Consider the following 10,670-nt stretch of genomic DNA (forward strand, 5'->3'; position numbering starts at 1 on the left):
TGATCATCAGTCAGACGATTTAATTCCTCTGATGTCAATACAACATGTCCCTTTGATGTGTCAAGTAAATTTGCTTCTATTGCGATTGCTGTTGCCGTTTCTTTTCCATCTCCTGTTATCATTACAACCTGTACACCTGATGATGTTACTTTTTCAATACTTTCGCATACATCATGCCTGAGTTCATCTTTGATGCACGCAATACCTACAAGTGTTAAGTTGGAAAATCCGTTTGATATGCTGTCAATGCTATTATTGGATGTAGCAAGTGCTAATACTCTTGTTCCTGTGGAAGCCATATCTTTTACAATTTTGTTTATATAAAAAATATTGTTTATTTCAAGCCTTGTCCCGTTTTTATCATAGAAATATCTGCAGTAAGGAAGAATTTTTTCCGGAGCTCCCTTTATTAAAGTGAGATTCAAATCTCCTTCAACAGTTGATGCCGAATATTTGTTTATACTGTTAAATGGCAAATGAGCTGTTTTTATTGTATTTGCACAAATTAATGGGTAAGACAATGCAAAATTAAGCATAGCCCGGTCAGTTGAATTTCCTCCAATCGGCATTTGTTTTTTTTCATTGTAGCCTAACTTTGAACTGATATTGTAAATTGAAGAAATATAAATAATTTTCCACAGATTTTTTTGCTCTTTTAAATTGTTTACATTGTCATATATATTTCCTTCTCCTGTTATGAATTTTGAAACTTGCAGTTTGCCCACTGTTAATGTACCTGTTTTATCGGTAAATAAAATATTCAAGTTCCCTGCAGTTTCTATTCCGACAAGTTTTCTGACCAAGACGTTATCCTTGACCATACGTTTCATATTTGATGATAGAACAACTGTAATCATAACCGGAAGACCTTCAGGCACAGCAACTACTATAATCGTTACCGAAAGTGTTATTGCTCTTATAAAATCTCCAGCAAATATGTAAGGATTTGAGAAATAAGCTTCAATATTAGAAATATTATAGCCGTTATCCATGATTATTGATTTAAACAAGGAAGATATAAGAATTAAGACTGCACCAAGGTATCCTAGATGGCTTATGAACCTTGCAAGTTCAGTCAGTCTCTGCTTAAGCGGGCTGTCTTTTTTGTCCTCTTGCAGGTCTTTTGCCAGATTGCCGTAATATGTTTTTTCGCCCACAGATTGTACAAGCATGGTGCCTGTTCCTTGATATATAATGCTTGGGCTGAAAACTAAATTTGGATTAGAAAGACTTTTATTGTTGCTGTCATCATAATTTAAAATTGACGCAGAAATTTTATGAGCTTCTTTTGTTTCTCCGTTTAAAGAAGATTGGTCAACATCAATTTGACCATCTATTAAAAGACCATCAGCTGGTATTCTGTCTCCTTGTTCAAGTTGTACAAAATCCCCTTTTACAACTTCAGAAACAAATATTTCTTCAATAACACCATTTCTCCAAACTCTGCACTTTGTTTTTTGCGCATCTTCCACAAGTTTTTCAAAAGCTTTCTGGCTTCCATATTCAGATATGCTTGAAATAAAAGTTGCCAAAATAATTGACACAGCAATTCCAATTGATTCATACCAATTGAAGTTTTTAATAAAAAATAACACATTGAGGCAAAGAGCAACCAGCAGTATTTTAATTGTAGGATCTCCGAAGCTAGCCATGTAATGATTTAGAAATGTCTTTCTTTTTTTGGCTTCAACAATGTTTGCTCCGTACTTCTTTCTCGAATTTTCAACATTTTTTTCATTTAATCCTATGAAGCTTTTGTTCGAATTTTTCATAGCATGCATTTTTCACCTCTACTCTTTTGGGAACATTATTTTGCCCAATATTTCATCTTGTTTTTATTTAATATATGAAGACAAGTTCTATAATAGAATAGCAAATCGGAAAATATACATTGTCCTGATAATATTATTATTTCATTTCTTTGCGTTTACAAAAATTCGTTGAATTTTTTGAATTTTAGGGTATAATAGATATAATTCAATGATGCAATAGAATAGGTGGAAAAAATGGAGAAGAATAAAGAAATATTAGTAACAGAAGATGGATATAAAGAACTTATTGATGAATTGGAAACAAGAAAAACAAAGACTAGAAAAGAAATAGCAGAAAGAATAAAAGGGGCTCTAAAAGAAGGCGACTTAAGCGAAAACTGTGAATATCAAGAATCAAAGGAAGAACAAAATAAAAATGAATCCAGAATAATTGTTCTTGAGCATACATTAAAACATGTTAAAATAGTAAAACATAATGCAAAAAATAAAGATATAGTTCAAATAGGGAGCAAAGTAAAAATTAAAGATTTAGAGTTTGATGAAATACTCGAATATGCTATCGTAGGAGCTACGGAAGCTGATCCGGTTAAAGATAAAATTTCTAATTTATCTCCGCTTGGCAATGAACTTATAGGTAAGAAAAAAGGGGTAACTATAAGTGTGTCGTCACCGGGCGGTGTTGTAAAGTATGAAATACTTGAAGTGAGTTAAGGAATAATAAGCTTTGTGATGTATCAATATTACAAGGCTTATATTTTTATGACCTGGCTACTCAAAATAATAACTTGAAGAATTTGCATAATAATTGTATAATGGCATTAGTATAATAGAAGAGGGGACAAGATGAGCGACAATTTTTTGAAAGAAGTAAAAAAAACCAGCATCGGCGGGCAGGCACTTATTGAAGGAATAATGATGAAAGGTCCCGATAAAATTGCAACTGCAGTTAGAAAGCCGAATGGCGAAATAGAAGTAAGAGAAAGTGAGATAAATTCTTTATTTAAAAATAAATTTTTTAAATTACCTTTAATTCGTGGAAGTTTTGTATTGATAGACGCCCTTGTTAGCGGGATAAAAGAGCTGATGTATTCAGCAGAATTTTATGGTGAAGATTATGAAGAAGATGCATTGGATAAATTCTTGAAAAAAGTATTTAAGGATAAGGCAGATACAGCAATAATATATGTATCAGTAATCATATCCTTAGTTTTTTCAGTAGGTATATTTATATTGGGACCAACATTGTTGACTAATTTATTAAAGAATTTAGTGACAAACATAATATTATTAAACCTTATTGGAGGAGTTATAAGGGTTTTCCTTTTTGTTGGATATGTATACCTGGTATCCAAGCTCAAAGATATAAAAAGAGTGTTTATGTATCATGGATCTGAACATAAAACAATACATTGCTATGAACATGGGGAAGATTTGACAGTTGAAAATGTAAAGAAATATTCTACATTTCATCCGCGTTGCGGTACTAGCTTCATGATTAATGTAATGCTTATAAGTATTGTAGTATTCTCGTTTTTCGGATGGCCTAATCCGATGATGAGACTTGTAACAAGACTTGTGATGCTTCCTGTAGTTGCAGGAATATCATATGAACTCAACAGATATGTGGGAAAATGTGAAAGTGAAAATGTGTTGACAAAAATAATAGAATATCCGGGATTTTTAATTCAAAGAATAACTACCAGTGAGCCGGATGATTCTATGATGGAAGTAGCAATAACAGCTATGAAAAGAGTAATACCACAAAATGGAGAAGATGATACATGGTAACAATTGAAAAATTGTTAAAAGATGGTATAGAAATAATAAAGCAGAGAGATTACAATAATCCTTCGCTTGATGTGCAGTTAATCTTATCTTGTTTGTTTAAAAAAGATAAGATTTATTTACACTTGCACAGAAAAGATGAAGTAGATGATTTATTAGCCGAAAGATTTTACCAGATGGCAAAAAAGCGTGATGCCGGCTATCCTTTGCAGTACATGACAAATTTACAGGAATTTATGGGATTGGAATTTTATGTACAGGAAGGTATTCTTGTTCCAAGACCAGATACTGAAACTTTAGTTGAAAAAATTATTAAAATTGTAAATAACAGTGATATGAAAGATAAAACTATTAAAATACTTGACATAGGTACGGGAAGTGGAGCTATCGCGATAAGTCTTGCATATTATTTAAAAAACTCCGTTGTTACAGCGATTGATATAAGTGACATAGCATTGGAAACAGCAAATATAAATATTAAAAAACATAATTTGAAAAATATACAAATTAAGAAAGCTGATATTTTCAAGGAAGATTTTTCGGATAATAAATATGATATAGTAGTTTCCAATCCTCCATATATTGAAACGAGCATTATAAAAAACTTACCTGTTGAAGTTTCTACTTATGAACCGAAACTTGCATTAGACGGAGGAAAAGACGGATTGGATTTTTACAGGCATATTGTCAAAGTGTTTGAAAAAATACGTGAAAATAATGCAATCCTTTGTGTTGAAATTGGTTTCAATCAAAAAGAAACTGTTACAAAAATATTTAATGATGTGAAAATATTTAATAAAATAGAAGTAGACAAAGACCTAGGCGGAAACGATCGCGTTGTCACTGCTTATTAAATTAATTAAACGAATATATATTAGAGAGGTATAAGGTATAAAATGTTAGATAAATTAGAAGTATTAAGAGATAAATATGTGGAATTGAGCGAGAAAATTTCAGATCCTGAAACTTTAAGCGATTCGCAGAAGCTTCAAAAGCTCATGAAAGAACAAGCGCAGCTTGAACCAATAGTATCAAAATACAATGAATACAGAGAAGTAAAAGATGCGCTTGAAGAGTCAAAAACAATGCTTCAGGAAAAGTTAGATGATGATTTTAAAGAAATGGTAAAAGAAGAAATTAAGGAATTAAGTGCAAAGCAAGAAGAACTTGAGCAGGGAATTAAAATATTGTTGCTTCCTACAGATCCAAATGATGATAAAGACGTTATAGTTGAAATAAGAGCAGGTGTAGGAGGAGACGAAGCAGGTTTATTTGCCGGAGATTTGTTGCGTATGTACTTGAGGTATGCAGAAAGGAAAGGTTGGAAAACTGAATTCATTTCAACAAACGAGCAGGGAATAGGAGGATATAAAGAGGTTATATTCTCTATAAGGGGAAAAGGTGCATATTCAAAGCTTAAATATGAAAGCGGTGTACACAGAGTACAACGAGTTCCGGATACTGAATCAAGCGGACGTATTCATACTTCATCCGCTACAGTTGCAGTATTGCCTGAAGTAGATGATATAGATATAGAAATAAACCCAAATGATGTAAGAGTAGATGTTTTCCGTTCATCAGGAAACGGAGGACAGTGTGTTAACACTACTGACTCAGCTGTAAGGCTTACACATATACCAACAGGCATTGTAATTTCGTGCCAGGATGAGAAATCACAGTTGAAAAATAAAGATAAAGCATTTAAAGTTCTTCAGGCGAAACTTTACGACAAATATCTGCAGGAACAAAATGATGAGCAGGCACAAGCAAGAAAAAGTCAGGTAGGTTCAGGTGACAGAAGCGAAAGAATAAGAACGTACAACTTTCCTCAGGGAAGAGTAAGCGATCACAGAATTGGATTGACCTTATATAAGCTTGATTCGTTCATAGATGGAGACATTACGGAAATGTTAGACGCTCTTTTAACTTCTGACCAGGCAGAAAAACTGAAAAATATATCAGAATAATAATAATAATGATGCAGACGGTAGGATTGGAGCTTCAATATGAGAATAGATAAATATTTAAAAAATGCACGTGTTATTAAAAGAAGAACTATTGCCAAGGAAGCTTGTGAGCAAGGCAGAGTTTTAGTTAATGGTAAAGCTGCAAAACCAGGAACCGAAATAAATACCGGTGATGAAATAGAAATTATATTTGGCTCTAAGCCTATGAAAATTAAGGTGGAACAAGTTCTTGAACACGTTATGAAAGATGAATATAAAGGAATGTACAGCATAATTAATGATTAAAATTTAAAATTACGGGTATATAATGTGCGTTGAAGATAAATAAAAAAATTGAAGAGGTGTATTATGGAGTTAAAAGGTAGTAAAACAGAGCAAAATTTGATGACTGCATTTGCAGGTGAAGCTCAGGCGCACGTAAAGTATACATACTATCAAAGCCAAGCTAAGAAGGATGGTTATGTGCAAATCAGTAAATATTTTGAAGAAACGGCAAGAAATGAAAAAGAACATGCTAAAATATGGTTCAAATTATTACATGATGGTATTGCAGATACATCTGTTAATTTAAAAGATGCAGCAGCAGGAGAAAATTATGAATGGACTGATATGTATGCTAATTTTGCAAAAGATGCAAGAGAAGAAGGTTTCAATAAAATAGCTTATCTATTTGATGGCATTGCTGCAATAGAAAAAGGTCATGAAGAAAGATATTTAGCTCTTCTTGAAAATATTGAATCAGGCAAAGCATTTAAAAGAGAAGGATAAGTGGTTTGGCAGTGTGATAACTGTGGACATATTCATGTTGGGGCTGAAGCTCCGAAAGTATGCCCGGTTTGCGATCATCCTCAAGCACACTTCCAATTATATACTAAACCATATTAAAATTTAATTATTGATATAAAAATTGTCGGTATTGCCGGCAATTTTTTGTGTAGAAAATAAGGGCTTGAAGAATAGCTAAAATATGATATAATTACAGGACGAAAATGGCTTAAAGGAGAAAAAAATGAATTATAATGAAGAAGCTTTAAAAATGCACGAAACATTCAAAGGTAAAATTGAGGTAATGAGTAAAGTAAAAGTTGAAAATAGAGATGATTTAAGTATTGCCTACACACCGGGCGTAGCAGAACCATGCAGAAAAATACATAAAAATATTGAAGATGCATATAAATATACGGCAAAAGGAAATCTTGTGGCTGTTTTAACTGATGGCTCAGCAGTTCTCGGTCTTGGAAATATAGGAGCTGAAGCAGCAATTCCGGTAATGGAAGGAAAGGCTGTATTGTTTAAAAAATTTGCAGGTGTTGATGCATTTCCTATTTGCGTTAAATCCCAGGATATAGAAGAAATAATTAAAACAGCAATAAATATTGCTCCTGTTTTTGGAGGAATTAATCTTGAGGACATACAAGCACCTAAGTGCTTTGAAATAGAAAACAGATTAAAGGAAATTTTGGATATTCCTGTTTTTCATGATGATCAGCATGGAACGGCAATTGTAGTATCAGCGGCCCTTATAAATGCATTGAAATTTACTAAAAAATCAATGGAAGATGTTAAAATTGTATTGAATGGCCCAGGTGCAGCTGGAACAGCAATAATAAAAATGCTCCTTTCTTTGGGAGCAAGAAACATTATAACTTGTGACAGCAAAGGAATTGTTGTTGAAGGTCGTGAAGGAGGACTTAACGCACACAAGTCTGAGTTGGCAGCAATTACTAATAAAGAAAAAATGAAAGGTACTTTAAAAGATGCCATGGTGGGAGCTGATGTTTTCGTAGGGGTTTCTGCACCTAATTCAGTTACTGAAGAAATGGTTAAAAGCATGAACAAGGATTCTATATTATTTGCTATGGCAAATCCAACTCCTGAAATTATGCCGGACATTGCAAAAAAAGCAGGAGCGGCTGTTGTTGGAACGGGAAGATCAGATTTTCCTAATCAAATAAACAATGTGCTTGCATTTCCCGGAATATTCAGAGGGGCACTAGATTGCAGAGCAAAGCAAATAACAGAAGAAATGAAAAAAGCTGCTGCATATGCAATTGCAGGACTTGTTCTAGACGATCAGCTTGCAGATGATTTCATAATTCCAGGACCATTTAACAATAAAGTTGCTGATGTTGTTGCAAAAGCGGTTGCAGAAGCATGGGGAAACAGCTTTATTCTACAGCATTATTAAATTCATTTTTTATTTTTTCATATAGCTTTGGATTTTTGATAACTTCAGCTGCCGTTAATACTAAAGCCGCTATTGTATTTTTCATTTGTTCTTTTGCATAGTCTGTCAAAGTTGAGCTTGCCATTTCTCTTGTGTGAGGAATTATATTAACATCGTTTGTTATATCAAAATAAGGATGAATGGTAGGACATACTTGACTAACTTGACCTGCATCTATAGAACCCGTATTTTTTGAAGGTTCGTTCATTTTAATTCCTGCTACCTCATAAATTTTATCAGTAAATACATTTGATAATGTTTCGTTTGTAACCATATTGTCATAATTAAATTCAAATTTAGTAATTTTCAATTCAGTGCCGGTAGCAAGAGCAGCTCCTCTGGCACAATTTTTTACTTTTTCCAACAGTTCCAAATTGTAAGATTTTGAAGTAGAACGAACGTAAAATTGCGATTTGGAATAATCGGGAACTATATTGGCAGCCTTGCCACCATCTAATATTACTCCATGTACTCTAGAATCACTGCGCATATGTTCTCTTAATGCATTAACACTGTTAAATGTTTGGATAGCAGCATCTAATGCATTGATTCCTCTTTCCGGAGCAGCCGCAGCATGTGCAGTTTTTCCAAAAAACTCAAATTGAACAGGTTCTAATGCTAGTGATGTGCCGCTTTTAGTATACGCGCTTCCGGGATGAGCTATTAGAGCAATATCAATATTGTCAAATTCATGATTTTCCACATATGTAACTTTTGCTCCGCTTGTTTCTTCGGCAGGAGTACCAAAGACAACTACTGTTCCGCCTATTTCATCAATTATTTCCTTTAATATAATTCCGGCACCTGTGCTTACAGTTCCTAATAAATTGTGACCACATCCATGGCCTATACCAGGTAAAGCATCGTATTCAGACATATACGCTACAGTTACACCTTGCTTTTCGCTTTTGTATTCAGCCTTAAAACCAGTTTCGACATTTGAAAAATTATCCTGTACAGTAAATCCATGCTTGCGAAGAATATCAGTATGGAGTTTACATGCTTTAAATTCTTCATATCCTAATTCAGGATTGTTGTAAATTTCAAGACTTAATTCATTAAGTTCTGGTGTAAGATTGTTAATTAATTCCATTACTTTATTTTTCATAGTCGGTCTCCTTAAAAAATTAATATTAATTAAATTGAGTTTTAGCATAAATGAGTATTAATACATTATAATATATATTCAGTTATTATAATTATACTATCATCATTGATAAATGATGTCAAATTAAACTATTAAAAAATATGGCGTATGTTTATAAAATTCCACATTAAAAGAATAATAAAAATATATCTTTTAAAAATATCAAAGAAATGTTAAAATGTAGTAAGATGATTTAGAAAGGGTGAAAGAATGGAATATCAGTCAAAATTTAATGAACTTTATGAGGAAATGACTTCATGCGTAAGAGGAGTTGTTCTTAAAGAAGAGCCTTTAAAAAATCACACTTATTTTAAAATAGGAGGCCCTGCAAGCTTGTTTGCGGAACCTGAAGATACAGAAGACTTAAAAACAGTTCTAAAACTGATAAAAAAACATGGTGTAGATTGTTTTATAATAGGAAATGGAACAAATTTGCTTGTATCTGACAATGGATACAAAGGGGCAGTTGTAAAAATAGGAGAAAAATTTAACTACATGGAAAGGAATGACAACGTTGTAACTGTTGGAGCAGGGGTGCTGTTGTCAGCTCTTGCAAAATATCTTGCTAGGGAAAATCTTGCAGGCTTTGAATTTGCCAGCGGAATACCGGGATATTTAGGTGGTGCGGTATATATGAATGCCGGTGCTTATGGCGGAGAGATGAAACAAGTGGTTAAACATGTCAAATGCATTAACTTAGACGGAAATGTTTATGAGTTTACTAATGAAGAAATGGAATTTACATACAGACATTCAAAAATTACTGATTCAGATTTGATTGTTCTAGAAGCAGAACTTGAATTATCCTATGGAAATAAGGATGAAATAATGGAGATTATTAAAGAACTCAATGAAAAAAGAACAACTAAACAACCTCTTAATATTCCAAGTGCCGGAAGCACATTTAAAAGACCACAAAATGGTTATGCTTCAAAATTGATTGAAGATGCCGGATTAAAAGGGCTTAAGTACAAAGGGGCAATGGTTTCAGATAAACACAGCGGTTTTATTGTTAACTGGGATAATGCCAGTTGTGAAGATGTTCTTAAACTCATGCGAATAGTAATAAGTACTGTAAATGACAAGTTTGGCATAATTTTAGAACCTGAAATAAAAATAGTAGGAACAAAATTATAATTATTGATGATGATGGATGGGGCAATAGATTAAGCGTAGATAAGTAAATGTAATCTATTGTTAGGAGGTTTTTATGAAATTAATAGCTGATTATCATATACATTCCACATATTCAAGACGCAATCATGGCAAATCGACTATTGAAGAAATAGTTGAGAAAGCTATTGAACTTGGTTTAGAGGAAATAGCAATTACTGACCACGGACCAAAGCATTATATGTATGGAATACTTGAAAGCAAAATAAACGAAGCAAAAAACATAGTGATAGAAATGCGAAAAAGGTATCCACAGCTGAAAATACTTTATGGCGTTGAAGCTAATATACTTGATTACAATGGTAAGACAGACATAAATGAAGCAGTTTTAAAGCACTGTGATATTATATTGTGCGGATACCATCTAGGAGCTTTGTTTTCATCAACAGGGGATTTTTGGAATTTCATGATAATGAATTATATAGGAAAGTACAATAAAAAAATAAATGAAAAAATGACAAGAAAAAACACAGAAGCTTTTATTAAAGCAATGAATAAATATAAAATAAATATATTAACTCACCCTGGCGATAAAATACCGCTTGATATTAATAAAATAGCCAGGACAGCAGAAAAAACAGGTACTCTTCTTGAAATAA

At 32.9% G+C, this 10,670-nt stretch carries 10 protein-coding genes and 1 pseudogene; 9 read left to right on the forward strand and 2 right to left on the reverse strand.

What is annotated here, in order from left to right; translation table 11 throughout:
- Window positions 1-1,772, reverse strand: a 1,772-nt coding sequence (locus SA378_RS01675; RefSeq protein WP_318524258.1) for a cation-transporting P-type ATPase, incomplete at its 3' end; no start/stop codon positions are given.
- A gap of 234 nt (window positions 1,773-2,006) precedes the next feature.
- On the opposite strand from SA378_RS01675, the gene greA reads away from it, so the two are divergent.
- The 7 genes and pseudogenes from greA (at window position 2,007) to SA378_RS01710 (ending at window position 7,712) form a co-directional block, all read left to right on the forward strand.
- Window positions 2,007-2,483: a transcription elongation factor GreA gene (gene greA / locus SA378_RS01680; RefSeq protein WP_318524259.1), complete on the forward strand. Its 477-nt coding sequence runs from the start codon at window positions 2,007-2,009 to the stop codon at window positions 2,481-2,483.
- Window positions 2,484-2,615: 132 nt separating this feature from the next.
- Window positions 2,616-3,560, forward strand: coding sequence for a DUF1385 domain-containing protein (locus tag SA378_RS01685; RefSeq protein WP_318524260.1), 945 nt, complete (start codon window positions 2,616-2,618; stop codon window positions 3,558-3,560).
- On the forward strand, window positions 3,554-4,411 hold the full coding sequence (prmC, locus tag SA378_RS01690; protein ID WP_318524261.1) for a peptide chain release factor N(5)-glutamine methyltransferase: 858 nt from the start codon (window positions 3,554-3,556) through the stop codon (window positions 4,409-4,411). Before SA378_RS01685 ends, prmC begins: the two co-directional genes overlap by 7 nt.
- 42 nt (window positions 4,412-4,453) lie before the next feature.
- Complete coding sequence (gene prfA / locus SA378_RS01695) at window positions 4,454-5,524, forward strand: peptide chain release factor 1 (protein ID WP_318524262.1); 1,071 nt, start codon at window positions 4,454-4,456, stop codon at window positions 5,522-5,524.
- A 39-nt stretch (window positions 5,525-5,563) separates the two neighbouring features.
- The gene (locus tag SA378_RS01700) at window positions 5,564-5,809 is read left to right on the forward strand and encodes an RNA-binding S4 domain-containing protein (protein ID WP_318524263.1); all 246 of its coding nucleotides are present in this window, start codon (window positions 5,564-5,566) and stop codon (window positions 5,807-5,809) included.
- Window positions 5,810-5,872: 63 nt separating this feature from the next.
- Window positions 5,873-6,409 (forward strand): annotated as a pseudogene (gene rbr / locus SA378_RS01705) (rubrerythrin).
- A 124-nt stretch (window positions 6,410-6,533) separates the two neighbouring features.
- Window positions 6,534-7,712 (forward strand): NADP-dependent malic enzyme, encoded by a 1,179-nt coding sequence (locus SA378_RS01710; protein WP_318524264.1) that lies wholly within the window; start codon window positions 6,534-6,536, stop codon window positions 7,710-7,712.
- On the opposite strand, the gene SA378_RS01715 is transcribed toward SA378_RS01710, so the two are convergent.
- Entirely contained in the window at window positions 7,693-8,859 is a 1,167-nt protein-coding gene (locus tag SA378_RS01715; RefSeq protein ID WP_318524265.1) for a M20 family metallopeptidase, read from the reverse strand. The two genes, SA378_RS01710 and SA378_RS01715, sit on opposite strands and share 20 nt — an antisense overlap.
- Window positions 8,860-9,108: 249 nt before the next feature.
- Here SA378_RS01715 and murB point away from each other — a divergent pair, with 249 nt between their 5' ends.
- Both murB and SA378_RS01725 read left to right on the forward strand, forming a co-directional pair.
- Window positions 9,109-10,035 (forward strand): UDP-N-acetylmuramate dehydrogenase, encoded by a 927-nt coding sequence (gene murB, locus SA378_RS01720; RefSeq protein WP_318524266.1) that lies wholly within the window; start codon window positions 9,109-9,111, stop codon window positions 10,033-10,035.
- Window positions 10,036-10,108: 73 nt separating this feature from the next.
- Window positions 10,109-10,670, forward strand: a 562-nt coding sequence (locus SA378_RS01725) for a PHP domain-containing protein (RefSeq protein ID WP_318524267.1), incomplete at its 3' end; no start/stop codon positions are given.

The sequence above is a fragment of the Sedimentibacter sp. genome, from assembly GCF_033447055.1.
Lineage (GTDB): Bacteria > Bacillota > Clostridia > Tissierellales > Sedimentibacteraceae > Sedimentibacter.

Excerpts from the sequence above, each read along its gene's own strand:
- greA (WP_318524259.1), top strand. The coding sequence starts at position 2,007 with ATGGAGAAGAATAAAGAAATATTAGTAACAGAAGATGGATATAAAGAA.
- SA378_RS01685 (WP_318524260.1), top strand. The coding sequence starts at position 2,616 with ATGAGCGACAATTTTTTGAAAGAAGTAAAAAAAACCAGCATCGGCGGG.
- prmC (WP_318524261.1), top strand. The coding sequence starts at position 3,554 with ATGGTAACAATTGAAAAATTGTTAAAAGATGGTATAGAAATAATAAAG.
- prfA (WP_318524262.1), top strand. The coding sequence starts at position 4,454 with ATGTTAGATAAATTAGAAGTATTAAGAGATAAATATGTGGAATTGAGC.
- SA378_RS01700 (WP_318524263.1), top strand. The coding sequence starts at position 5,564 with ATGAGAATAGATAAATATTTAAAAAATGCACGTGTTATTAAAAGAAGA.
- SA378_RS01710 (WP_318524264.1), top strand. The coding sequence starts at position 6,534 with ATGAATTATAATGAAGAAGCTTTAAAAATGCACGAAACATTCAAAGGT.
- SA378_RS01715 (WP_318524265.1), bottom strand. The coding sequence starts at position 8,859 with ATGAAAAATAAAGTAATGGAATTAATTAACAATCTTACACCAGAACTT.
- murB (WP_318524266.1), top strand. The coding sequence starts at position 9,109 with ATGGAATATCAGTCAAAATTTAATGAACTTTATGAGGAAATGACTTCA.